This is a genomic window from Planotetraspora silvatica, from assembly GCF_016863315.1.
Lineage (GTDB): Bacteria > Actinomycetota > Actinomycetes > Streptosporangiales > Streptosporangiaceae > Planotetraspora > Planotetraspora silvatica.
Map to the genome: position 1 here is coordinate 142,101 of NZ_BOOQ01000016.1, position 22,708 is coordinate 164,808.

Consider the following 22,708-nt stretch of genomic DNA (forward strand, 5'->3'; position numbering starts at 1 on the left):
GCGCCAAGGACCTCGACCCGATCGGCTGGGAGGCCGCATGACCGCCGAGATCGTCGTCGTCCCGCACACCCATTGGGACCGCGAGTGGTATGAGCCGTTCCAGCGCTTCCGCCTGAGGCTGGTGGCGCTGCTCGACGAGGTGCTCGACACGATGGAGCGCGAGCCCGGCTATCACTTCACTCTTGACGGGCAGCTTGCCTGCGTCGACGACTACCTGGAGGTGCGGCCGGAGAATCGGGACCGCATCGCCGCGCTGGTCGAGTCCGGGCGGCTCGCGGCGGGGCCGTGGCAGATTCTGCTCGACGAGTTCCTCTGCTCGGGCGAGAACATCATCCGCAATCTGGAACTCGGCATGGACCGGGCCGACGAACTCGGCGGGGCCATGCCGGTGGGCTATCTGCCGGACATGTTCGGGCATGTCGCGCAGATGCCGCAGATCCTGAAGCGAGCGGGCCTGCTGCACGCGTGCGTCTACCGGGGGGTGCCGTCGTCCGTGGTGACGGACGCGTTCGCCTGGGTCGCCCCCGACGGTACGGCGTTGCGGACCCAATACCTGCCCATCGGGGGGTACGGCAACGGCGCCCACCTGTTCGAGGACCCCGCGCACCTGGCCGAGCGGGCCGCGGACTTCACCCTGCGGATGCGTGAGTGGCACGATTCCGAGGGCGCCCTGCTGGCGATGTACGGCGCCGACCATTCCGCGCCGGTCCGCGGCCTGCCGCAGATGGTGGCCGGCATCGGCGCTCGTATGGACACGTTGTCCGGTTACATCGGCGCCCATTCGGGGGATGTGGACGGGCTGCCCCGGGTGTCCGGCGAGTTGCGGTCCCACGCCCGCGCCAACATCCTGCCCGGCGTCATCTCTGTCCGCGCGCACGTCAAACAGGCCATGGGCCGCGCGGAGCGGATGGTGGAGCGCTATGCCGAGCCGTTGGCCACCCTGTGGGGCGACCGCTGGCCTGGCCGCTTCCTCGACATGGCGTGGTGGCGGCTGGTGGACGCGAGCGGCCACGACTCGGTGACCGGCTGCGGCGTCGACGACACGGCCCAGCAGGTGGCGGCTCGCATCGCCGAGGCCGAACACCTCGGTCAGGCCGTCCGCGACATGGTCACGGCCGGGCTCGCCGCCGCGGTGCCCGCGGACGGCGTGCTGGTCGTCAACCCGACGCCCGCCCGGCGGCGCGGCATCGTGCTGATGGACGTGGCCGGGCTTGACCCGCTGGTCGATTCGACAGGCGCCCCGGTCCCCGCCCAGACGCTGGAATACGCGCCCACCGTTCTGCTCGACGCCGAGATGGACCCGGCCACGGCGCTGACCTTCATCCACGGGACCGAGCTGTACGGCCGGCACATCGTCGATTGGGAGGTGGCCGGCGACACCCTCACCTTCACCGTGGCGAACGTGTCCTCGGCGGCGTTCGACGTGGCCGAGGTGCGGGAAGCGCTCGACGGGGTCACCCGGGTGCGCATCGTCGCCGAGCCCCGCCGCACCGTGGCCGCACTCGTCGAGGCGCCGCCGCTGGGGCACACCAGTGTGCGGCCGCAGGCGCACGGCGACGCCCACCGGACGCCGGCCCCGTTCGCCGGGGTGCGCGCCGGCGACCGGGTCCTGGACAACGGGCTGCTCCGCGTCGAGGTGGCGGACGACGGCACCTTGACGCTCACCGGCGTGGACGGCACCACGCTCACGGGCGCGGGCCGTGTCGTCGACGGCGGCGACGTGGGGGACACCTACAACTACGCGCCCCCGGCCACCGACCGGATCGTCTCCGAGCCCTCAACGGTCGAGGTGTCGGTCGTCGGTTCGGGGCCGCTGGTGGCCGCGTTCGACGTGGTGCGCACTTACCGCTGGCCCGCCGCGGGCCATGGTGTGGTGGGCGTCCCGGAGATCCCCGCGGCGTCGAGAGCCGAGGCCACCGAGAAGATCGTCGTGGGCACCCGGGTCGAGCTCCGGGCGGGTGAGCCGTTCGTCAGGCTCCACGTCGAGTTCGACAACCGGTGTTCCGACCATAGAGTCCGGCTGCATGTGCCGCTGCCCGCACCGGCGACGGCTTCGCATGCCGAGGGGCAGTTCGCCGTCGTCACCCGCGGCCTCACCGCGGAGGGCGGGTGCGGCGAGGAGCCGTTGCCGACCTTCCCCGCCTCCTCGTGGGTGGCCGCCGGAGGGGTCGCGGCGCTGCTTGAGCATGTCACCGAGTACGAGCTGGTGAACGACGGGACCGAGTTGGCGCTCACGCTGCTGCGCTCGGTCGGATTCCTGTCGCGTAACCTCCACGCCATGCGGCCTGAACCCGCCGGGCCGCAGCTCGCGACCCCGGCCGCCCAGGTGCGGGGGCTGCGTTCGGTCGGCCTGGCGCTCATGCCGTACGGCGGATCCTGGGCGGCCGTCCCGCCCGCGGCGGAGACCTTCCGCCACGACCTGCTCGCGGTGCCCGGCACAGGCCCGACCTCGGCCGACCTGCCCCCGGCGGCCCCGGGCCTGACGGTCACCGGCGACGGAGTCGCCATGACCTCGCTGCGTGCCAGGGACGACTGGCGGGAGTTGCGTGTCGTGGCCCTGTCGGACACGGACACGGAGGCGGTCATCGAGGGTGCCTTCACCCGCGCCCGGTACGCCGATCTCCGTGGCCGCCCCGGCGACTCGATCGAGGCCGGCTCCGGCGGCGTCCGTCTGCCCCTGCGCGCCTGGGAGATCGCCACCGTCCAACTGGCCGACTAGATGATCGATTCCTGATCGGGCGACAGGTGAACGGCCCCCGGACCTGCGTGGGTTCGGGGGCCGTTTGCTGTCCGGATATATCGGAAAATCGGGCCAATCCATGGGTCGCACGGCGACGAATCGGAGACAGGAATCCGGCCGGATCCTTTCCCGAACAGCCCCGACCGGCCACTCACGTGGCCGGGAGCCGAAAGGACCCAGCAGACAAATGGAGCTGCGAACCAACCGGCGCACCCTCATCGCCCTCGGCCTGACGGGCGCGGTGGCCGTGTCGTCTCTCGCCCTGCTACGGCCGGAGGCCGGCGTGGCGTCCTCACACCGCGAAGCACCCATGATCGCGGGCGACCCCCGGAACGACAACACCGACGTGTACGCCTTCGTCAGCCCGGACAGGCCCGACACCGTCACCTTGATGGCCAACTTCATCCCGTTCGAGGAGCCGAACGGCGGGCCGAACTTCTACCAGTTCGACACTAACTCGCGCTACAACATCAAGATCGACAACGACGGCGACGCGAAGCCCGACGTCACCTACCAGTGGGTCTTCCGGAACGAGGACAGGCGCGGCACCGGGACCTTCCTCTACAACAACGGCCCCGTCACCTCGCTGACCGACAAGAACCTGCTGTTCAAGCAGCGTTACACGCTCAAGAAGATCACGCACGCGGGGACGCGGACCCTGGTCTCCAACGGGATCGTGGCGCCGAGCAACAGCGGACCCGCCTCGATGCCGATGTACTCCGTGCTGCGCGCGCAGTCGATCAAGTGGCTGCCCGGCGGCAGCAAGGCGTTCGCCGGCCAGGCCGACGAGGCGTTCTTCGCCGACCTGCGGGTCTTCGACCTGCTCTACGGCGGCAACCTGTCCGAGGTCGGCCAGGACACCTTCAAGCGCTACAACGTGCACAGCCTGGCCCTGCAGGTCCCGAAGAAGGACGTCGCGCTGCGCGGGAACGCCGGACGCAACCCGGTCATCGGCGTCTGGTCGACCGTGGACAAGTGGAGCCCGAGGGGCTACGTCCAGGTCTCCCGCCTGGGCCAGCCCCTGGTCAACGAGGTCGTCGTCCCGGCGGCGCTGAAGGACGCGTTCAACGCGCTGCCTCCGGCGAAGGACGCGGACGTCCCGGCCGTCGTCAAGCGCGTTACCAACCCCGAGGTGCCGAAGCTGCTCCAGTCCATCTACGGCCTCAAGGCGCCCAAGACCCCGCGGGGCGACCTGGTCGAGATCTTCCTCACCGGCATCGCCAAGGCCAACGGCCCGATCAAGGCCGACCTCAACTCGCAGATCCTCAACAAGGACGCGGGCAAGCTGCGTCCTTCGGAGATGTTGCGGCTGAACATGGCCATCCCGCCCGCCGCGAGCCCGAACCGGCTCGGCGTTCTCGCCGGTGACCTGCAGGGCTTCCCCAACGGCCGACGCCTCGGAGACGACGTGATCGACATCGCCCTCCAGGCGATGGCCGGCGCCGCTCAGACGGGCAAGCTCGTCGGCGCCCTGGCCGCCGGCGACAAGGTGAACCAGAACGACAGGCCGTTCAGCGTGCAGTTCCCGTACATCCCGCTGCCCGGCACCACGTCCGTCAACGCCGGCTGATCCGACGCGCGGGACCCGGCCTCCCGGGTCCCGCGCCCGGTCCTGAGGGGATCATCGTGAAGACTTCCGCGAAAGTCCGGATCGCCGCCGCCGTGCTGGGCACGGCCGTCGTCCTGACCCTGGGTGCCGCCCTCATCCCCGGCGAGCGGCCGTCACCCGCCGTCACCGGCACGTCTCAGGCCGCCGGGGAGCTCCCGGTCTCCGCCACCTCGGTCAAGGCGACGATCCAGGCACTCACCACCCGGCTCCAGCGCCTGCCCCGCGACTACCAGGCCTGGGCCCAGCTCGGTTCCGCCTACGTCCAGCAGGCACGCCTGACCGCCGACCCGTCCTTCTACCCCCGGGCCGAGCAGGCGCTCGCCCGCTCCCTCGCACTGCGCCCCGGCGACTTCGCCGCGCTGGCCGGGCAGGCCGCGCTCGCCGCCGGCCGCCATGACTTCGCCGAGGCCGTACGGCTGGCCCGGCTGTCGGAGGCCGCCAACCCGTACGGCCAGGGCGCCCAGGCGGTGCTCGCCGACGCCTACACCCAGCTCGGCCGGTACGGCGAGGCCACGCGGGCGATCGACAGGATGATGGCGCTGCACCCCGGCGTCGCGGCCTTCACCCGGGCGTCCTACGACGCCGAGCTCCGTGGTGACCGCGCCACGGCCCGCCGCATGCTGGAGCACGCCCTCGACGACGCCTTCGCGCCCTCCGACATCGCCTACTGCCGCTACTACCTGGGCGAGCTGGCCCTGCACTCCGGTGATCTGACGCGTGCCACCGAGCAGTACCGCCTCGCGCTGAAGGCCGCTCCCGACTTCACCCCGGCCCTCGCCGGAACCGCCAGATCCGCCGCGCTCAGCGGCCGCTTGGCAGAGGCGGCCGATCTCTACGGCACCGTGGTCGCCCGGCTGCCGCTGGCCCAGTACGTCACCGAGTACGCCGAGGTCCTGTCATCGGCGGGCAGGGACCCGGAGGACCAGTGGGCGCTGCTGCGCGCGCAGCGGGACCTGATGAAGGCGTCCGGGGTCAAGGACGACCTGACCTGGGCCGAGTACGAGGCCGATCACGGCTCTCCCGCGCTCGCTGTGGAACACGCCCGGGCCGAGTACGCCCGCAATCCCAACGTGGTCGCCGCCGACGCCCTGGCCTGGGCCCTGCACCGCGACGGCCACGACCAGGAGGCACTGCCGTACGCCCGGGCGGCCACCGCCACCGGCTGGCGCAACGCGCTGCTCCATCATCACCGCGCGGAGATCGAGCGCTCGCTCGGGATGGACGAGGAAGCCCGCAGATCCGCGGCCGGGGTCCGCGACGCCGACCCCTCCTTCTCACCCGATCTTCCCGCGCTGGCGAGGTTCTCATGATGCTCGGAAGGGCCGTCAGGACGGCGGCCGCGGCCGTGTCCGGGATGGCGGTGTGCGTGACGGTGCTGCTGCCCGCGAGGCCCGCCGCCGCCAGGACCGCGATCATGCACCCCCTGGGCAACTTCACCGTCAATCACTACGACGGCCTGCGGATCGCTCCGGACCGGGTGGAGAACCTGGCGATCGTGGACAGCGCCGAACTGCCCACCCTTCAGGCCCGTTCCACGGTGGACACCGACCGGTCGGGAACGGTCTCCGACGCCGAACGATCGTCGTACGGCACCGCCCGTTGCGGCGAACTCGCCGCCGCGCAGCGCCTGACGGTGAACGCCACCGCCACGCCGTGGCGGATCTCCGAGGCCCGCTTCGTTTACGAGCCGGGGCAGGGCGGGCTGCAGGTCAGCCGCCTGACGTGCCGGCTGACGGCGTCCGTGGCCACAGAGGGCAAGGTCGGGTTCAGCGACGGCTTCCTCGCCGACCGGCTGGGCTGGCGGGAGATCACCGCGGTGTCCTCGGGCGGGGTCCGGCTGGCACGGTCGTCGGTTCCCGGCACCAGCGTCAGCGGCGAACTGCGGGGCTATCCGGGCGACCTGCTGGCCAGTCCGCTCGACCAGCGCACGGCGGAGCTGGCCGTCGCTCCCGGGGCCGGATCCGTGGCGGTCGCGTCGCCGCTGGTGCCCGGCGGGCCGGTCGAGAAGGCGCTGGCCGCCCTGGACGGCACCTTCACCAGGCTGATCGGCACCGGCTCCCTGACCGTGCCACTGGGCTTGCTGGCCGTCGTCCTCGCCGCTCTGCTCGGCGCAGGTCACGCTCTCGCTCCGGGGCACGGCAAGACCATCATGGCCGCCTATCTGGCCGGGCGGAGGGGGCGCCCACGTGACGCGCTGGTCATCGGCGCCACCGTGACCGTCACCCACACGCTCGGCGTTCTCGTCGCCGGACTGCTGCTGACCGTCTTCTCCACCCTCACCGGAGAATCCGTACTCGGCTGGCTGGGCCTGGCGAGCGGCCTGCTGATCACCGTCGTCGGCGCGGGTCTCCTGAGGTCCGCGTGGAACGCCCGGCACGGCGATGAGCCCCAGGGCCACGGCCACGGCCACGGCCACGGACATGGCCATGAGCACGGACATGGCCATGAGCACGGCGATGGGCACGAGACTCGCGAGGGCGGCCAGGTGGCGCTGCTGGAGCGGGAGCGAGTCGCTCCCGTCAAAAAGGGGCGATCGCGAGGCGGGCTGGTCGGCATGGGAGTGGCTGGAGGCCTGGTGCCCAGCCCTTCGGCACTCGTCGTCCTGCTCGGCGCGATCGCGCTCGGCCGTACCTGGTTCGGGATCGCCCTCGTGCTCGCCTACGGCATCGGGATGGCCGCCTCCCTCACCGCCAGCGGACTGCTCCTGGTCAGGCTGGCGGGATCGCTCGACCGCATCGCCGTGCGGAGCCGCTTGGCGGCCCGCTGGTCGGTGCTGGCGCCGATCGCGACCGCCTGCGTGGTCATCGTGCTCGGCCTGGGCCTCGCCGTACGCAGCCTCACCGGAACCGCCTGACCCGCTGGAGATCCGGCCGCCGGCACAATGCCGGCGGCCGCGTTCCGACTGTTTACGTGGACGGTGCCGTTCCCTAGGATCGGGCCGTCTCTTCGGCTGATCTTGTGGGGGTTCGACGTGCGCCTGTCCCGGTCCCTGTCCTCGGTACGGGCGAACCCGGCGTCCGCATGCTGATCCGAGCCCTCCGGACGGCGAAGGCCGTGCTTCTGGTGGCGACGGGTCTTCTGCCGGTGGCGTGTTCCGCGTGTTCGTGGTCGGAGGCGGACATCCGCCGGCTGCACTCACAACTCGCCTCGGCGGTTCCGGAAAGCCTGGGAGCCATGTCGGTCGGCGCGATCCAGAACGGCTCCGAGTGCGACGAGGACGGGCAGGGCGTATGGGCCGATGTGACGGTCCGGCACGTGCGTTCCTACACCGATGTGATCGGCGAACTCAAAAGACAGGGGTGGAGCGACCTGTCGGCGGAGGAACGTGCCCGTTTCCTCGACGACAGCCCCGTCGTGAAGAGGAAGGTCGGAGATCGGACCGTCATGGCGTGGGTCCTCTCGCCCATCACGGCGCCCGATGCGCCGAACGGGTACGTCGAGCTGTCTTTCGAGTTCCAGGACGAAGATTCCTGAGGCCCGGGTGGGGTGCGATCCGGACTCCGGTGAGAGCCCGTCAGGATCGCGAGGTGTCGAGCAGAGGAATGATCGCCTGGCGTACGTCCTCGCCGATCGGGCTCGGGCGCAGCGTCACCATGTCGATTTTCACCTGAACGCGCCGCCCCTCGGCATGGACGACGGTCTGGTCGGCCGACAGGACGCGGAAGCGGTACACCACGCTGGTCGTGCCGAGACGCTCGACCCAGAAGTGCACGACGACCTCGCCCACGGTGGTGACCGGGACCTGGTAACTGATGGCGAACTCGCGGACGACGAAGAAGACGTCCGCGAAGTGCGGCTGGGCTGGGTCGAACGGCCAGCCGCGGTCGGCCCAGTAGGCAGAAAGCGCGCGCTCCAGGATCAGGACGTAGCGGCCGTTGTGGACGACGCCCATCGCGTCGAGGTCCTCGAAGTGGATCTGGACGGGCTGTACGTGCCCGATCCGCAGGGTGGCGGTCATGTCAGGCCTCCGGGAGGATGCTGGGATCGGTTGCGAGCCCGCGGAGCCGGTCGAGGACGGCGGCGCGGGAGTAGGCGTAACTGTCGCCGCGGCGCAGGAGATGGCTGTGGACCACCACGGCCTCGCCGAGCGCCTGGATCTCGAAGGCGAGCCGGCCGACGTCGGTGCCGGGTCGCATCTCTCCGACTTCGATGGCCTGGGCGGCGACCCTCTCCAGGAGGTCCATCCAGGCGTCGTTGGCCAGCGCGACGGCATCCTGGACGGGGCCCGGACGGTCATCGAGCTCAGGGGCGACGGCGGCGAAGAAGCAGCCGCCGGGAAGCGTCCCGGCCTCGTAGAAGGCCATGCGCCGTTCGTGCAGGGCCCACAGGCGCCGCAGGCCCGCGGGGGAGTCCATCGCAGGCCGGACGATCTCTTCGATCCACTGCTGCCGGGCGTGCTCGACGATCGCGAGCTGGAGCCGCTGCTTATCCGGCCAATGGGCGAACAATCCTGACTTGCTGACACCGAGGGTCTGCGCGAGCCGGGCGAGGGACAGGCCGTCGATGCCCTCCACCGAGGCCAGGGAGACCGCACAGTCGAGCACCGCCTGCCGGGTCCGTTCCCCGCGCACAAGTCGTCCGTCGATCACACCCGGACCCTACCAAACAATATGACCGACCGGTCGCTAATATTTCGCGGGCACGAGTGGACGGGAGGTGGACGTCTAGACGTCTCCGTCCTCGGCGAGGACGCGCTGGGCGACGGCGAAGGCGGAGTTCGCCGCGGGGACGCCGCAGTAGACGGCGGTCTGCAGCAGGACCTCCTTGATCTCGTCGGCGGTCAGCCCGTTGCGCAGTGCCGCCCGCACGTGCAGGGCCAGTTCCTCCAGGTGACCGCGTGCCACCAGCGCGGTGAGCGTTATGCAACTGCGGGTCCGACGGTCCAGGCCCGGGCGGGTCCAGATCTCGCCCCAGGCATAGCGGGTGATGAGGTCCTGGAAATCGGCCGTGAAGCCGGTCGTGGCCGCCGCCGCGCGGTCCACGTGTGCGTCGCCCAGCACCTCGCGCCGCACCTTCTCGCCCTCGTCGTACGAGCTCATGGGGTCCTCCAGGGGGATTCGAAGTGGGCGGTGAGCGCGCCGGTGACGACGTCGGGCCGCTCGACGTTGGCGAGGTGCGCGGCCTCAGGAATCACGAGGAGGTCCGCGTCCGGGATGCCGTCGGCGAGCACACGTGCGTGGTCCGGCGGCGTGGCGGGGTCCTCGGCTCCCGCGATCACCAGTGTCGGCGCCTGGACCAGGCCCAGCCGGTCCCGTACGTCGAAGGCGCCGATCGCCTCGCAGCAGGCGGCGTATCCCTCCGGATCCGCGCGGCGCACCATGGCGAGGTACGGCTCGGCCCCGGCGAACCCGGGGGTGAACCACCGGGCCGCGGTGGCCCGGGCGACCGGCTCCATCCCCTCGCGCCGCACGAGTGCGGCCCGTTCCCGCCAGGGCTCCGGCGGTCCGAAGAACGCGGAGGTGCAGCAGAGGACGAGGCTGCCGACACGGCCGGGCGCGGCGACGGCGAGCGTGGTGCCGATGGCCCCGCCCAGTGAGACGCCCGCGTAGGCCACCACGTCCAGGCCGTGCCGGTCGAGGACGGCCAGGACCATCCCGGCGAGGTCGTCCATGGTGAGGCCGTCCATGGTGAGGCCGTCCATGGTGAGGCCGGGGGTGGGGGAGTCGCCGTGCCCGGGCAGGTCGTAGCGCAGCACGCGCCAGCGGCGGGTGAGCGCCGGCAGCTGGGGCTCCCAAAGGGCGAGGGAGGTTCCGAGGGAGGGGCCGAGGACCACGACAGGGGCGTCGGGCGGTCCGTCGAAACGGTGGTGCAGCATCATGTGGTTCCCGTCCGCCGGCCGTCGCCGGGGTGCGCCGTGCCGGTGGAACGAAGGTCAGAACTCAAGGAAGGCCGTCTCCCCTTCGCCTTGCAGCCGGACGTCGAACCGGTAGGTGCCGGTTCCCTCGGCCCGCGCGACCAGCGTCGCCCGCAGGGCCGGTTCGAGGGAGTCCAGCAACGGGTCCGGCACGTCTTCGAGGTAGACGCGGGTCATCACCGGCCGGAGCAGGCCCCGGGCGAAGACCAGCAGCGCGAGGTACGGCGTGGCGGGCCGGGCCGTACGGAACCGATAGCCGCCGTCCGGCGTGGTGGGGCAGCGCCCGAAGCCCGACGCGCCGGGGCCCCGGCGGTCGAGTGCGCCGCGGGTCCCCGTCTCGCCCAGCCACAACTCCAGCAGCGCGTCAGGGACCGGCTCGCCCGCGCCGTCGAGCACCCGGCCGGTCACCGTGATCGCCCCGGCGTGGTCCTCGGGCACGAGTTCCCAGCCCCGCTCGTACGGCAGGGCGTAGCCGAAGAAGGGACCGACCGTCTGGGACGGGGTCGTCATGAGTCCTCCACGGGGGTGCGTCCCAGCGTGACGTCGAACCGGTAGCCGAGTGCCCATTCCGGCTCGGTCGCGTCGATGTCGAACGCGGCGATCAGCCGTTCGCGGGCGGCGGGGCCGGGAACCGACTGGAAGATCGGGTCGAAGGGGAACAGGGGGTCGCCGGGGAAGTACATCTGCGTGACCAGGCGCTGGGTGAACGCGGTGCCGAAGACGGAGAAGTGGATGTGGGCGGGGCGCCAGGCGTTGTGGTGGTTGCGCCAGGGGTAGGCGCCCGGCTTGATCGTGACGAAGCGGTAGCGGCCGTCGTCGTCGGTGAGACAGCGTCCCGCGCCGGTGAAGTTGGGATCGAGCGGCGCGGGGTGCCGGTCGACTGGGTGGGCGTAGCGTCCGGCCGCGTTGGTCTGCCAGATCTCCACCAGCGTGTTCCTGATCGGGCGGCCCGCGGCGTCGAGGATCCGGCCGGAGACGATGATGCGCTCGCCCAGGGGTTCACCGGAGTGCTGCCGGGTGAGGTCCGCCTCGTGTTCGTCAACCTCGTGATGGCCGAACACGGGGCTGGTCAGCTCGATCGTGTCCGGATCGGCCTTGAGTAGCAGAGGCGGCCGGGAGGGGGCCCGCAGAAGGGTGCTGCGGTAGGCGGGACTCAGATAAGGGGGGTGCGTCATGAGGTTCCTTCGAGGACGAGCGCGAGTCCCTGCCCGACGCCGACGCACAACGTGGCGACGCCGAAGCCGCGGCCGCGGCGGGACAGCTGGTGCGCCAGGGTTCCGGCCAGCCGGGCGCCCGAGCAGCCGAGCGGGTGCCCGAGCGCGATGGCCCCGCCCTGCGGGTTGACGACCCCCGGGTCGAGGTCGGGCCACTCGGCGAGGCAGGCGAGCACCTGCGCGGCGAACGCCTCGTTGAGCTCGACCGCGTCGAGATCGCCGAGGCCGATCCGCGCCCGGCCGAGGGCCCTGGCGACGGCCTGGACGGGCCCGATGCCGAAGTCGACCGGGTCCGTGCCCGCGACACCGGTCGACACCACGCGGGCGAGCGGCCGCAGGCCGTGCTCGGCCAGGCCGTCGGAGTCGGTGACCAGCAGGGCGGCGGCGCCGTCGTTCAGCGGCGAGGAGTTGCCCGCCGTGATGGTGCCGTCGGGGGCGAAGGCCGGCCTGAGTCGCGACAGCGCCTCGGGGGAGGTGTCCTCCCTGATCGACTCGTCGCGGTCCAGGCCGTCCTGCGGGACGACGGCCTCGGCGCCGAACAGGCCGTCCTTCCACGCGGCGGCGGCCAGCCGGTGGCTGCGCGCGGCCCAGGCGTCCTGGGCGTCGCGGCTGATGCCGTACCGACTCCCGAGCATCTCGGTCGCCTCGCCGAGGGAGACCGTCCACTGCTCCGGCATCCGGGGATTGACCATCCGCCAGCCGAGCGTCGTGGAGTACAACTGCTCGTGCCCGCGGGGGAAACCGCGCTCGGGTTTGGGCAGCACCCAGGGCGCGCGGCTCATCGACTCGACGCCTCCCGCCACCACGACGGACGCGTCGCCGCAGGCCACGGCCCTGGCCGCCTGGACGACCGCCTCGAGGCCCGAGGCGCAGAGCCGGTTGACGGTGGCGCCCGGCACGGAGACGGGCAGCCCGGCCAGCAGGGCGGCCATCCGGCCCACGTTGCGGTTGTCCTCGCCGGCGCCGTTCGCCGCGCCGAAGACCACGTCGTCGATTCTCTCCGGGTCGAGACCGGGGGCCCGGTCCAGCAGCGCGCGGATCGCGTCGGCGGCCAGGTCGTCGGGGCGCACCCCGGCGAGCGCCCCGCCGTACCTGCCGATCGACGTGCGGACCGCGGCCGCGATGTAGACGTCTGTCACCACAGGTCGGCTCCCGTCTTCGCTCGTACGTCCTCGGCCGTGACCCCGGAGGCGGTCTCCACCAGGCGCAGCCCCTCGCCGGTCACGTCGACGACGGCCAGGTCGGTGATGATCCGGTGCACACAGGCCCGGCCCGTCAGGGGGAGCGTGCACTCGGGCACGATCTTGGGTGTGCCGTCCCTGGCCGTGTGCTCCATGAGGACGATCACCTTCTTCGCGCCGTGGACGAGGTCCATCGCCCCGCCCATTCCCCTGACGATCTTTCCGGGGACCGCCCAGTTGGCCAGATCCCCCCGGGCCGACACCTGCATCGCGCCGAGCACCGCCACGTCGATGTGCCCTCCGCGGATCATGCCGAACGACAACGCGGAATCGAAGAACGACGCTCCGGAGAGCACCGTGACGGTCTCCTTGCCCGCGTTGATCAGGTCGGGATCGACCTCGTCCGGCTCCGGGTAGGGCCCGACGCCCAGCACGCCGTTCTCCGAATGGACGACGACGGGCCTGCCGTTCAGATGGCCGGGGATGAGCGTGGGCAGGCCGATGCCGAGGTTGACGTAGCCGCCGTCGGGCAGTTCGTCGGCCGCGCGGGCCGCCATCTGCTCCCTGCTCCAGGACATCAGCGCACCGTCCGCTTCTCGATCGGCTTGTCGGCCGCCTCCTCGGGGCCGAGGGCGAGCACCCGCTGCACGAACACCCCGGGAAGGTGCACCTCGCCGGGGTCCAGGTCGCAGATCTCCTCGACCTCGGCGATCGTCACGCGTCCCGCCATCGCGGCCAGCGGGTTGAAGTTGCGCGCGGAGGCGTGGAAGACGAGGTTGCCGTGCACGTCGCCCTTCCACGCGCGGACCAGCGCGAAGTCGGTGACGATCGCGCGCTCCAGGACGTAGGGCGTTCCGTCGAACTCGCGGACCTCCTTGGGAGGGGAGGCGACCGCGACGCCGCCGTCCGCGTCGTACCTCCAGGGCAGCCCGCCCTCCGCGACGAGCGTGCCCACTCCCGCGGGCGTGTAGAAGGCGGGGATGCCGCAGCCGCCCGCCCGCAGGCGTTCGGCCAGCGTGCCCTGCGGGATCAGCTCCAACTCCACCTCACCCGCGAGGTACTGCCGGGCGAACTCCTTGTTGTCTCCGACGTAGGAGCCGGTCACGCGGGCGATCTGGCCGGCCGCGAGCAGTTCGCCGAGCCCGCGTCCGTTGGTGCCGCAGTTGTTGGAGACGACGTGCAGGCCGGTGACGCCGCGTTCGAGCAGCGCGTGGACGAGGACGGACGGCACGCCGGACAACCCGAAGCCGCCCACCGCCAGCGAGGCGCCGTCGCCGACGTCCGCCACGGCCTCATGGGCTCCGGCCACCAGCTTGCTCATCCCTCCTCCCCGTACGGCAGGCCCACGTAGTTCTCCGCGAGCGTCGTGGCCGCCGCCTCCGAGGTGGTCACGTAGTCGAGATGGGAGGTCTGCAGCCGCCTGCCGTACTCGTCGTCGGAGTCGATGGTGTGCAGCAGCGTGGTCATCCACCAGGAGAAGTGCAGGGCCCGCCACACCCGCGTGAGGCAGGCACGGGAGTAGTCGTCCAGCCGGCCGGTCGAGCCGTCGTCGAAGTAGGCGGCCAGCGCCTCGGTCAGCACCCGCACGTCGGCCACCGCGAGGTTCAGCCCCTTGGCCCCGGTGGGCGGCACGATGTGCGCGGCGTCCCCCGCGAGGAAGAGCCGGCCGTACTGCATGGGCTCGGCCACGAAGCTGCGCATCGGGGTGATCCCCTTCTCGATGATCTCGCCGGTGGCGAGCGTGAAGCCCGGCACGGTCTCCAGGCGCTCCTTGAGCTCCGCCCAGACCCGCTCGTCCGGCCACGCGTCGATGTGGTCGTCGGCCGCCACCTGCAGGTAGAACCTGCTTATCTCGGGGGAGCGCATGCTGTGCAGGGCGAAGCCGCGGTCGGTGCGCGCGTAAATGAGCTCGTCCGCCGACGGGGTGACCCCGGCCAGGATGCCCAGCCAGGCGAAGGGGTAGTCGCGCCGGAACTCGGTCAGCGTCCCTTCGGGTATCGAGGGCCGGCAGACCCCGTGGAAGCCGTCGCACCCCGCGATGACGTCGCAGTCCAGGCGCTCGTCGCCGAAGGTCACGTACGGCTTGCCCGTGCCGATGTCGTGCACGGCCACGTCGTCGACCTCGAACCGGACGTCTCCGCCCGCCGCGAGCCGGGCGGCGATCAGGTCCTTGACGACCTCCTGCTGGCCGTACACCGTGATGGCCCGTCCCGGCACCAGCTTCTCGAACGCGATCCGGTGGCCCGCGCCGCCGTACCGCAACTCGATGCCCTGGTGGGGCAGCCCCTCCCTGAGCAGGCGCTCGCCCACCCCCGAGGCGACGAGGGTGTCCACCGTGCCCTGTTCCAGCACGCCTGCCCGTATCCGCTGCTCCACGTACGCGCGTGAGCGGCGTTCCAGCACCACCGAGTCGATGCCGCGTATGTGGAGCAGGTGGGAGAGCAGCAGGCCCGCCGGCCCCGCTCCGATGATCCCGACCTTGGTTCGCATGAGACGAGCATTCGGGAGCGCGGGGGTGGAGCGTAGTCTTTCCTTCTACTCAGTGGAATTGCCCGAACGATTTTCGGTGGTGAGGCGGATGGCCGGGGGCGCGCGCGATCCGGGACGTTCGGTCACCTCGCGCGTCCTGGCCATCCTCGACGCCTTCGACGTCGATCACTCCCGGCTCACGCTGAGCGAGATCGCGTCCCGCAGCGGGATGGCCCTGAGCACCGTCCACCGGCTGGTCGGCGAGCTCGAGGAGTGGCAGGCGCTGCGCCGCACGGCGGACGGGAGCTACCACATCGGGATCCGGTTGTGGGAGCTCGGGCAACTCGCCCCCGACTCCTTGCAGGCGGTTGCGCATCCCTGGCTGCAGGAGCTGTTCGGCAGCACGGGGGAGAACGTCCACCTGGCGATCCGCGAGGGTGTCGAGGTGCTCTACGTGGACCGGGTGTTCGGCAAGCGCGCGGTGCCGATCGTCTCGCACACCGGAGGCCGCCTGCCCATGCACTGCACCGGAGTCGGCAAGGCGCTCCTCGCGTTCGAGCCCGGCTGGTTCGTGACGTCCTTCCTGTCGCGTCCGCTGGAGCGGTTCACCCCGCACACGGTCACCGAGCCGGGGCGGCTGTCGCGCGAGCTCGCCCAGATCCGCGCCCGGGGATACGCCATCACGCATGAGGAGATGACGCTCGGCTCGTGCTCCGCCGCCGCGCCGATCATCGCGGACGGCGTGCCGGTGGCGGCGGTCGGGATCGTCGTCTCATCGCGGCGTGTGCGGGAGTTGCCGCGTCTGGTCGACCCGCTTCTGACGGCCACCGACGGCATCGCCCGGGCCTACCACACCGCCGTCGCTCCGCCGGCGCGGCCCCGCCAGTAACGGCGCGATTAGCCCAGGCGGTCAGTGACCACTCAAGGTAGCTCTGATAACGATGCCTATTAGATCGCCGTGGCAGGCGTCGATCAGCTGCGCGCCATGTCTTAATAGCACGATCTGCAGCTCAGGCTGCGGCCAGTCGCTCGAAGATTTCGACCAGCGCGTCGGGCACCTCGTCTCGGCTGGTCATCCGCTGGACAAGACGTGAAAGCAGAGCAGGTTTGCTCACTTTTGCCCCTGAAGCCGTTCCGAGCAGCGTACAGAGTTTGTCGCTGAACTTCCCGCTGGCCCGCAGGTCGGCTATGTCCCGGGGCGTCCAGAGACCGCGGTCCTGGCGGGGCCAGGAGTCATTGGCCGTGGCCGCCCATTGAGCGTCGGTGAACAGTTCCTCCAATTCGTTGGGGTCGCCTACGTAGTCGATCCGGTCAGGGGTTACACCCTGCGCGGTCAACCGCGCCTCCTCGAAGATTTTCCGCTGGTCCCTCTTGCTGTCCTGATCGACGAGAACATGGACGTCGCGCTTGATATCGCGGAGGTACCCGACGAATTTCAGCACCGTGGTGTTTCCGCCCGCGTCGAACAGCACGATCCCTGCTTCCTGGAGCCGTCGTCCGGTTGCCAGGTGGAACAGGCGAGGAAACGCGGCCTTCTCCGTCGGTCCCTCGACCAGCAGGAAGCAGCGTTCGAAGAGCACAGCGCTGGTAGGCAACCCCAACTCGTCGGAGATCTGGCTGACGAACTGGCCGACGCCCGCCTCGGTGTCATTCGCGAGACGTTCGAGGCCGGTCTGGCCGTTGCACTGGAGTGTCAGGTGCGCGACATCCTCAAGGGCGACGCGGTCGATCAGATTTACCGAGTGGGTAGCGACCATCATTCGAACGTTCGGCGCCGCACACTGCAGCCGCACCAAGTCCATGAAGTCCCGCTGGCGAAGGTAGTCCAGGTGAGTGTCCGGCTCGTCGTAGGTGATGATCACTCCGCGCTCAGCGCTGTCATCGATGGTCGTGGACAACTGCTTGTTCGACCATTCCCAGATCGCGAGGTTGAGCTGGCGCTGGCGGCCCATCCCCACGCTGTCGAAGTTCACCGGGTGTCCGTCGCGCTCGGCGATCACTCGGACATCCGTCAGCGCGTCCTTGTAGGAGACGGTTGGCAGGATCGACACTCGCTCGTAGCCGTCACACCTCTCCTGAATAAGGGCACAGAGATCCTCGACCTCGACGGCCAGTTTTCCGGAGATCTCCGTTTCAAGATCCTTCACCCGTTCGGTGAGTTCCGGATCCGCCAGGATTCGGCGGTAGGTGATCCGCAACGCCTGGGACAGCTGAGCCTTCAGGCTCCCGCCCTCAGCCCCGGCCAAGTGGAAGTACTCGGGCAACAGGAGCACGCCATCCGCCAGGGCCGCCCAGTCGGTAACGGTCTCCGCCTCTGCAGCTGCCGCTTGGAGCGGTCCGAGATAGGAGGCCTTCACATTCTTGGGCCCGTCGGGCTCGATCCCGAGCATGCCAGCGCGGTCCCGCAGGACCGTAAGCGTTAGGCCATCCAGACCGCGCAAAGCCTGCTCCCGGGGCACCTCCCGTTCGACCTCGTAGATCGCCCGCGAGCCGACGGCACCGCGACGGCGCAGGCGGACCACCTCCCCAAGGCCGAGCTCCTTCTGCTCCGCTTCGGAAAGCCGCCCCACGCACGTCACGATGACCTGCCCCGCGTCGGCTCTGACATCTTCAGCGGTCAGGCCGTACGCGTCTAGGAAGTAGGCCAGCGCGGAGAGCGTTGCGGTCTTGCCGCTATCGTTTCTGCCGGTCAGGAGCGTGGGACGGCGAAGCGGAATGTCCGCGACGTCCGCCAACGATCTGAATCCGGAGACGCTGAACGATTCGATCTGCACGACGCTCTCCGCGAATCTGCTGGACGGGTTACATACCTCAGAGCTGGATGTCGAGCCGTACGAACGCGCTGTCGTCCTGGCGGTACTGAAGCGGAACTTCAAAGTGCTCCGGCAGCAACACCAGGCCCGACATGCCCGCGACATCGAAGAGCTTGGGGAGGTCGTCGCCTGCCCTCCCCGAGGAGGAGAACCCGCCGACCTGAGCCGCGCGGACTCGCCACACCCCGTCCTTTGTGATCCCGAGCGCCCACGGCGTCACGGTCCGAGGAAGCCCTTTGTACGAGAACTCCAGGCGATGCCGCTCCGCGATAGCCGTGCGGATGGGCACAAGTACGCTTTCAATCACGAACGGCCCCCAAACTCGCCAGAACGACAACCAATAAATCGTCCTACACGCCAATCACTTGAGTCAAACCAGATTCACTATGTAACAAATACACCATTAGCATCAGAATTATTACAATTCGCAACATTCGCGCCCCGCACGATCTGGGTCACCTATGGTCATCGACCACCGGCCCCGGGCGCCTATCGAGTTCGAACGTCAGATGGCAATCAAGAGGCAAGCATCAACGGCCCTGCTGAGGGCTGCTGTGGCATAGGACCGTCTCCACGCTTTGGGGGGATTGACAGCGTTAATCCACCGGACGGCCATGCTCCCAAGCTGTCGTGAAAAGGAGCAGGGCGTAGTCATACATGAGACCCGGGCGGCGTGCGATGAGACAGGGAGAGTTCCGGCCGTGCTCCGCATGCTGGTAGATGGTTAGGAAAGCGACATCGTCGGTGACGATGACCCGATGCACGTTGGGTAGGTCATAGAACCGCAGCGAGACGTTTGGGCGGTGCCGGGCGATCTCACTGATGTAGGCAGCGTTGATGTGTACTTGTTCGGCGAGCAGGCCCGGGGCGAAACCAAAGTCAACGCGACGCATCTCACCCTCTCGCCTGGCGAGCCAGGAGTCTGGGCCGAGGTCGGCGTCGGGCAGGAGCACCTGTACAGAATCGAGACCCCTGCCCGCGTTTTCCCAGACGGCGGTGAAGCCATCGCGCGTCAATTCGTTCCCGCGTCCAGCCAGGACACGCACCCACCGCGCACGGGCCAACTCAGCCTCCAGTTCCTGAGAGGCCAGGCGTTGACGTGCCAAGACGCGACGTACACCCAGGCCCGTCAGACGGGAGAGGAGCGCGATCGGCCACTGGCGGGAACGCATGGAGAAGGCCCAGCCTCCCGCGACGGTGAGTGCGGTCGCGAGGAGGGAGCTCACCACGCCGAGCGTGAACGCATCCATGTTCGTCTTCCTCATCGACGGCGGCCAGGAGGAGGCAGAGTGTCACTTCTTGTCGATCGGGAGATAGGGAAGCAGGCTGCGCAGAACCGTGGCAGCGTGTCGTGCGGCGATGTCGTGGTTGTCGTCGTTTTTGCTCGGGCTGGCATCATCGGAGATTCCGCGCACGATGGCCCAGCCGCGTACCGCCTGGGGCCCGTCCTGTTCGTGGAAGGCCTGGGTGAGGCCACCGGCTTCCATGTCCACGGCGAGGATCTTGTCGTTGAAGGCTCTGAGGTATTGGATGATCTCTGATTCGGCATCTGCGATCACCGCGTCACCTGAGCCGATTGGCCCATTGTGCACCAGGTAGTCGCGCCTAATGCCGTTGCCGTCGGCGGCCTGGAATTTGGCCGGTTCACCGTAGTCGGTGAAGAAGGAGTTGACGGCGTGGCCGATCGGGGCGGGGGCTTCCCGCTCCTCACCTCTGCGCCGCGGCCCGTCAGGGGTTTCCTTGCGCAGGTCGTAGTAAACGACCCGCGTGGTTACGACGACGTCGCCGATCGCGGTGTCCTTGTGGATGCCTCCGCCGATTCCGGTCAGTACGACGACGGCGGGGTTGTAGTGTCGCCGTAGGTGATCGAAGGCCATTACGGTCGACCGCTGCCCCTGGGACAGGGCGCGGATCGCGGCGATCCGGATGATCATCCCCCGGACGTTTACGGCTCCCTCGAAGAAGGGGAGCCCGCCGGTCTGGACGCGCCGCAGGCCGAGCACTTCGTGGACTGCGCCGGCCTCCTTGCCAAGGATGGTGATCACTCCTACGTCGGCACGTTCGGCGTCCGGCGGTGCCATTGCGCGGTCGGCCGGTAAGTTCACCGTCGCTCCGTGTCCGACCGCGGACTGGCTGATGTCCATGGAACCTCCGTAGTTGACGATGCCGCTGTTGCCGTTCATCGTTCTCCCTCATCGCCTGTCGAGGACTGTTCGGTGTTCTTATCGGGTTCGCGGGCGTCCGGGCGGACCTGGGCCTTGGTGCCGATCGCCGACTGTTTGATCTCGGTTTTTCCGCCCATGTTGAGCACGCCCGTGTTGATGATGCTGTCCGCTCGCTTCTTAAACGCGGAGGTATCGATCTTGCGTGATTCGAGAAAGTCTTCGGTCGCCTTGAGCAGGCGCTGTTCGATGAGTTTCATATGGTCGTGGATCGTGACCTCGTCCAACTGCGCGTGCTTCCACGGGGTCGACTTCTCCTCGCGGATGCTCAACTGTGCGCCGATGGCCATCCCGCGCCGGGGTTTCAGCATGCGATTCTTTCGGGCGCGCACGGCACCGATTAGGAGCAGGGGAGCCTCGATAAGACGCCACATTCCTGCGACTTGGGACGGAAGGTTGAACAGTCCGCGCAAGGTGGAGCGCATCACCGCGCTCGTCCCGCTCTCCGCGAAGGCGTTGAGCACCTGGTAGTCGACGGGGGTACGGGTCAGCGCGCACGTGGCGAAGTCGAGACTGAGCGCCCGGCCCTTGACGGTCACCCGGAGGAAGACCGTGGTGACCAGCTCTCCGGCGACGTTGGCGCCGATCTCCAGAAAGTGGTGAACGGCGTCGTAGGGATCATTGATGGTCTTGTCTATGTCGTTCTGATTAGGCCGCTTCCTGAGCCATTCAGGGCTTGGCCGTACGTCGGATTCTGCTATGTACAGCCGGTCGTGCACGGAGAACCCGCGTAACCCGGTCGGATCGTCACCGTCTCCCATGGGCGCCATGGCCTTTTTCAAGTAGGCGACGAGTTCGTGAGTCTCGAAGGGCGCTTTGGGATATTCCCGCTCATCCATCGATTTGTGTTCCAGAGGATTTCCCAGGTCTTTCGCCGATCGGAGCAGTTGGACCGTGAGCGGGGGAAGCCATCGGTGCACGAGCTCGCCGCTGCCCACGAACGGGCTCCGGTCCTCGTCGATCAGTTCGAAGGTGAAGCTCTCCGGGTCCGCTTCAGGCTCCGGTGGCGAGGGCCTGCGGTAGACCACGTAGGGATGAAACTGCTGATCATGGATCGCTTGTTGCCGCAGGGTGAGCTTCCGCGGCCGCGATGAGGCAGCATGATGCATTCGATTCAGGCATATCCGCTCGGCTGCGCCCCTTCCGCCCACCACGATGGCGATCAGCAGCGCGAAGAGTGCCGTCGCTCTCGTCATCTCACCTAGCGGAATGCGGGAGAACCCAGCCATGAGGGGCGGCGTCATGGCGAGGACGACGCATCCGACACCACTGAGGCGGAGAAGGCGCGTCTGCTGCCGCAACTCGTCCGAGTCGCTTCTCCACCTCGTCCGATGCAGCCACGTGTCTGTTGCTGCTTTCGCCCGGAGTGGCAGCACCGTGCGGGCGCTCTTGATCGCCAGGCGGGCCATGAACCAGAATCCGAGTCCACTGACTACAGAGAGGGTGGCCGGCGGATTGACGGCGCAACCGATGGCGAAAACCATCAGGACGCACAGATGTTGAGCCGTTTCTAGGCCCCAGGCCCACCACGCGTGTCTGACGACGGGCACTAGGTCGAAGCCGTATGACGGAGCGACCATGTGCGCCGTGTCGTTGTGTACCTGCCGAAGGACGATGCCGCGGAAGGTGCGGTCGAGGTACACGCCCGCGCAGAGGTGCCGGGTAGCGGCATCTTTTCTCAAGGCCCCGTCGTGCCGGTACTTGTCAGGTGCCGTTCCCAATCGGGCCATATCGCCCTCCTGCACTCCTGTTTAGGTCGAATTGACCATAAGTCGCTCTACTGGTTTAAGTCAAGGTGACCTTTAGCTAGGGTGGGACCGTGTCAGAAAGGTCCAGCCGACGTCCGCCGGCATCGGTCACCATGACGGTGGACCTGGTGATCTTCACTGTCAGGCAGGACGAACTGCAGGTCCTGCTGATTGAGCGCGGCAACGAGCCCTATCGGCGCTGTGCTGCGCTCCCAGGCGGTTTCGTTCGCGACGGCGAGACCCTAGATGAGGCAGCACTGCGGGAACTGCGGGAGGAGACCGCGCTCGACGGTCGGAAACTGCATCTGGAGCAGTTGCACGCCTACAGTGACCCGGAGCGCGACCCGCGGGGCCGGATAATCACGGTGGCCTATCTGGCACTTGGGCCCGACCTGCCGCTGCCCGTCGCAGGCACGGATGCCGCAGCGGCGCGATGGATGCCTGTCTCAACCGCTCTCGGAGGTGGCATGCCACTAGCCTTCGATCATGCTGCGATACTCCGCGATGGACTGGAGCGGGCCAGGTGGCAGCTTGAACATACGACGGTAGCCGCGGCGTTCTGCCCCGAACCTTTCACCGTCGGCGACCTGCGCCGCATCTACGAAGCTGTATGGGGATTCAAGCTCGACCCGAGTAACTTCCGTAGGAAGGTGACACGAACGGAAGGCTTTCTCGAGCCCACAGGTGAGCGCCGCTTTCCCGAAGTTGGCCGTCCTGCGGCCCTTTATAGGAGAGGAGTCGCGTCGCTGTTGATCCCTCCATTGCTGCGATCGAGTGAGTTTCCGGTCGGTCGTTGAGCGTCCTCAGGCTGATCCGGGTACGCGAGAATAGGGGGGCTGGAGTCGACCACCGGAGTGA

The 22,708-nt window shown here is 69.0% G+C and carries 22 protein-coding genes; 7 read left to right on the plus strand and 15 right to left on the minus strand.

Features of this window, described 5'->3' with window-relative positions; genetic code table 11:
- The first annotated feature begins 37 nt into the window (after nucleotides 1-37).
- From Psi02_RS14025 to Psi02_RS14045, 5 genes are all read left to right on the plus strand, one after another.
- Nucleotides 38-2,719 carry a glycoside hydrolase family 38 N-terminal domain-containing protein gene (locus tag Psi02_RS14025; protein WP_203974219.1) on the plus strand — a complete coding sequence of 894 codons (2,682 nt, stop codon included), beginning with the start codon at nucleotides 38-40 and terminating at the stop codon, nucleotides 2,717-2,719.
- 208 nt (nucleotides 2,720-2,927) lie between these two features.
- Nucleotides 2,928-4,310: a DUF4331 domain-containing protein gene (locus Psi02_RS14030; RefSeq protein WP_203974220.1), complete on the plus strand. Its 1,383-nt coding sequence runs from the start codon at nucleotides 2,928-2,930 to the stop codon at nucleotides 4,308-4,310.
- A 56-nt stretch (nucleotides 4,311-4,366) separates the two neighbouring features.
- A complete protein-coding gene (locus Psi02_RS14035; protein ID WP_203974221.1) occupies nucleotides 4,367-5,659 on the plus strand; it encodes a tetratricopeptide repeat protein in 1,293 nt (430 codons plus the stop codon).
- On the plus strand, nucleotides 5,656-7,203 hold the full coding sequence (locus Psi02_RS14040) for a nickel/cobalt transporter (protein ID WP_203974222.1): 1,548 nt from the start codon (nucleotides 5,656-5,658) through the stop codon (nucleotides 7,201-7,203). The genes Psi02_RS14035 and Psi02_RS14040 overlap by 4 nt, the downstream gene beginning before the upstream one ends.
- A 167-nt stretch (nucleotides 7,204-7,370) precedes the next feature.
- The gene (locus Psi02_RS14045) at nucleotides 7,371-7,823 is read left to right on the plus strand and encodes a hypothetical protein (protein WP_203974223.1); all 453 of its coding nucleotides are present in this window, start codon (nucleotides 7,371-7,373) and stop codon (nucleotides 7,821-7,823) included.
- 40 nt (nucleotides 7,824-7,863) lie between these two features.
- On the opposite strand, the gene Psi02_RS14050 is transcribed toward Psi02_RS14045, so the two are convergent.
- The 10 genes from Psi02_RS14050 to pobA form a co-directional block, all read right to left on the minus strand.
- On the minus strand, nucleotides 7,864-8,307 hold the full coding sequence (locus tag Psi02_RS14050) for an acyl-CoA thioesterase (protein WP_203974224.1): 444 nt from the start codon (nucleotides 8,305-8,307) through the stop codon (nucleotides 7,864-7,866).
- Between the two features lies 1 nt (nucleotide 8,308).
- Complete coding sequence (locus Psi02_RS14055) at nucleotides 8,309-8,938, minus strand: TetR/AcrR family transcriptional regulator (protein ID WP_203974225.1); 630 nt, start codon at nucleotides 8,936-8,938, stop codon at nucleotides 8,309-8,311.
- A 75-nt stretch (nucleotides 8,939-9,013) separates the two neighbouring features.
- A complete protein-coding gene (pcaC, locus tag Psi02_RS14060) occupies nucleotides 9,014-9,388 on the minus strand; it encodes a 4-carboxymuconolactone decarboxylase (protein ID WP_203974226.1) in 375 nt (124 codons plus the stop codon).
- The gene (pcaD, locus tag Psi02_RS14065) at nucleotides 9,385-10,164 is read right to left on the minus strand and encodes a 3-oxoadipate enol-lactonase (RefSeq protein ID WP_239094875.1); all 780 of its coding nucleotides are present in this window, start codon (nucleotides 10,162-10,164) and stop codon (nucleotides 9,385-9,387) included. The genes pcaC and pcaD overlap by 4 nt, the downstream gene beginning before the upstream one ends.
- A 57-nt stretch (nucleotides 10,165-10,221) precedes the next feature.
- The gene (locus Psi02_RS14070; protein WP_203974229.1) at nucleotides 10,222-10,713 is read right to left on the minus strand and encodes a dioxygenase family protein; all 492 of its coding nucleotides are present in this window, start codon (nucleotides 10,711-10,713) and stop codon (nucleotides 10,222-10,224) included.
- Entirely contained in the window at nucleotides 10,710-11,378 is a 669-nt protein-coding gene (gene pcaH, locus Psi02_RS14075) for a protocatechuate 3,4-dioxygenase subunit beta (RefSeq protein WP_203974231.1), read from the minus strand. Before pcaH ends, Psi02_RS14070 begins: the two co-directional genes overlap by 4 nt.
- Entirely contained in the window at nucleotides 11,375-12,556 is a 1,182-nt protein-coding gene (locus Psi02_RS14080) for a thiolase family protein (RefSeq protein WP_203974272.1), read from the minus strand. Before Psi02_RS14080 ends, pcaH begins: the two co-directional genes overlap by 4 nt.
- The gene (locus Psi02_RS14085; RefSeq protein WP_203974233.1) at nucleotides 12,553-13,176 is read right to left on the minus strand and encodes a CoA transferase subunit B; all 624 of its coding nucleotides are present in this window, start codon (nucleotides 13,174-13,176) and stop codon (nucleotides 12,553-12,555) included. The genes Psi02_RS14080 and Psi02_RS14085 overlap by 4 nt, the downstream gene beginning before the upstream one ends.
- Nucleotides 13,176-13,919 (minus strand): CoA transferase subunit A, encoded by a 744-nt coding sequence (locus tag Psi02_RS14090; protein ID WP_203974234.1) that lies wholly within the window; start codon nucleotides 13,917-13,919, stop codon nucleotides 13,176-13,178. The genes Psi02_RS14085 and Psi02_RS14090 overlap by 1 nt, the downstream gene beginning before the upstream one ends.
- Nucleotides 13,916-15,088, minus strand: a complete 1,173-nt coding sequence (gene pobA, locus Psi02_RS14095) for a 4-hydroxybenzoate 3-monooxygenase (protein WP_203974236.1) — start codon at nucleotides 15,086-15,088, stop codon at nucleotides 13,916-13,918. The genes Psi02_RS14090 and pobA overlap by 4 nt, the downstream gene beginning before the upstream one ends.
- A gap of 88 nt (nucleotides 15,089-15,176) precedes the next feature.
- Here pobA and Psi02_RS14100 point away from each other — a divergent pair, with 88 nt between their 5' ends.
- Complete coding sequence (locus tag Psi02_RS14100) at nucleotides 15,177-15,956, plus strand: IclR family transcriptional regulator (RefSeq protein ID WP_203974238.1); 780 nt, start codon at nucleotides 15,177-15,179, stop codon at nucleotides 15,954-15,956.
- Between the two features lie 121 nt (nucleotides 15,957-16,077).
- Here Psi02_RS14100 and Psi02_RS14105 read toward each other — a convergent pair whose 3' ends face one another.
- The 5 genes from Psi02_RS14105 to Psi02_RS14125 form a co-directional block, all read right to left on the minus strand.
- On the minus strand, nucleotides 16,078-17,841 hold the full coding sequence (locus Psi02_RS14105; protein WP_203974241.1) for an ATP-dependent nuclease: 1,764 nt from the start codon (nucleotides 17,839-17,841) through the stop codon (nucleotides 16,078-16,080).
- Nucleotides 17,842-17,878: 37 nt separating this feature from the next.
- Complete coding sequence (locus Psi02_RS14110) at nucleotides 17,879-18,187, minus strand: WYL domain-containing protein (RefSeq protein ID WP_203974242.1); 309 nt, start codon at nucleotides 18,185-18,187, stop codon at nucleotides 17,879-17,881.
- A gap of 289 nt (nucleotides 18,188-18,476) precedes the next feature.
- Entirely contained in the window at nucleotides 18,477-19,130 is a 654-nt protein-coding gene (locus Psi02_RS14115) for a hypothetical protein (RefSeq protein ID WP_203974243.1), read from the minus strand.
- Nucleotides 19,131-19,172: 42 nt separating this feature from the next.
- On the minus strand, nucleotides 19,173-20,063 hold the full coding sequence (locus Psi02_RS14120) for a 5'-methylthioadenosine/S-adenosylhomocysteine nucleosidase family protein (RefSeq protein WP_203974244.1): 891 nt from the start codon (nucleotides 20,061-20,063) through the stop codon (nucleotides 19,173-19,175).
- Nucleotides 20,060-21,832, minus strand: a complete 1,773-nt coding sequence (locus Psi02_RS14125; RefSeq protein WP_203974245.1) for an AbeC-like domain-containing protein — start codon at nucleotides 21,830-21,832, stop codon at nucleotides 20,060-20,062. Before Psi02_RS14125 ends, Psi02_RS14120 begins: the two co-directional genes overlap by 4 nt.
- A 131-nt stretch (nucleotides 21,833-21,963) precedes the next feature.
- On the opposite strand from Psi02_RS14125, the gene Psi02_RS14130 reads away from it, so the two are divergent.
- Nucleotides 21,964-22,647, plus strand: coding sequence for an NUDIX hydrolase (locus tag Psi02_RS14130; RefSeq protein WP_203974246.1), 684 nt, complete (start codon nucleotides 21,964-21,966; stop codon nucleotides 22,645-22,647).
- The last annotated feature ends 61 nt before the right edge of the window (nucleotides 22,648-22,708 follow it).

Bases quoted from the DNA above. Each gene is read 5' to 3' on its own strand.
- Psi02_RS14130 (WP_203974246.1), top strand. From the start codon at position 21,964: ATGACGGTGGACCTGGTGATCTTCACTGTCAGGCAGGACGAACTGCAG.
- pcaH (WP_203974231.1), bottom strand. From the start codon at position 11,378: ATGACGCACCCCCCTTATCTGAGTCCCGCCTACCGCAGCACCCTTCTG.
- Psi02_RS14025 (WP_203974219.1), top strand. From the start codon at position 38: ATGACCGCCGAGATCGTCGTCGTCCCGCACACCCATTGGGACCGCGAG.
- Psi02_RS14030 (WP_203974220.1), top strand. From the start codon at position 2,928: ATGGAGCTGCGAACCAACCGGCGCACCCTCATCGCCCTCGGCCTGACG.
- Psi02_RS14070 (WP_203974229.1), bottom strand. From the start codon at position 10,713: ATGACGACCCCGTCCCAGACGGTCGGTCCCTTCTTCGGCTACGCCCTG.
- Psi02_RS14050 (WP_203974224.1), bottom strand. From the start codon at position 8,307: ATGACCGCCACCCTGCGGATCGGGCACGTACAGCCCGTCCAGATCCAC.
- Psi02_RS14090 (WP_203974234.1), bottom strand. From the start codon at position 13,919: ATGAGCAAGCTGGTGGCCGGAGCCCATGAGGCCGTGGCGGACGTCGGC.
- Psi02_RS14040 (WP_203974222.1), top strand. From the start codon at position 5,656: ATGATGCTCGGAAGGGCCGTCAGGACGGCGGCCGCGGCCGTGTCCGGG.
- pcaC (WP_203974226.1), bottom strand. From the start codon at position 9,388: ATGAGCTCGTACGACGAGGGCGAGAAGGTGCGGCGCGAGGTGCTGGGC.
- pobA (WP_203974236.1), bottom strand. From the start codon at position 15,088: ATGCGAACCAAGGTCGGGATCATCGGAGCGGGGCCGGCGGGCCTGCTG.
- Psi02_RS14115 (WP_203974243.1), bottom strand. From the start codon at position 19,130: ATGGATGCGTTCACGCTCGGCGTGGTGAGCTCCCTCCTCGCGACCGCA.
- Psi02_RS14085 (WP_203974233.1), bottom strand. From the start codon at position 13,176: ATGTCCTGGAGCAGGGAGCAGATGGCGGCCCGCGCGGCCGACGAACTG.
- Psi02_RS14120 (WP_203974244.1), bottom strand. From the start codon at position 20,063: ATGAACGGCAACAGCGGCATCGTCAACTACGGAGGTTCCATGGACATC.
- Psi02_RS14125 (WP_203974245.1), bottom strand. From the start codon at position 21,832: ATGGCCCGATTGGGAACGGCACCTGACAAGTACCGGCACGACGGGGCC.
- pcaD (WP_239094875.1), bottom strand. From the start codon at position 10,164: ATGCTGCACCACCGTTTCGACGGACCGCCCGACGCCCCTGTCGTGGTC.
- Psi02_RS14045 (WP_203974223.1), top strand. From the start codon at position 7,371: ATGCTGATCCGAGCCCTCCGGACGGCGAAGGCCGTGCTTCTGGTGGCG.
- Psi02_RS14100 (WP_203974238.1), top strand. From the start codon at position 15,177: ATGGCCGGGGGCGCGCGCGATCCGGGACGTTCGGTCACCTCGCGCGTC.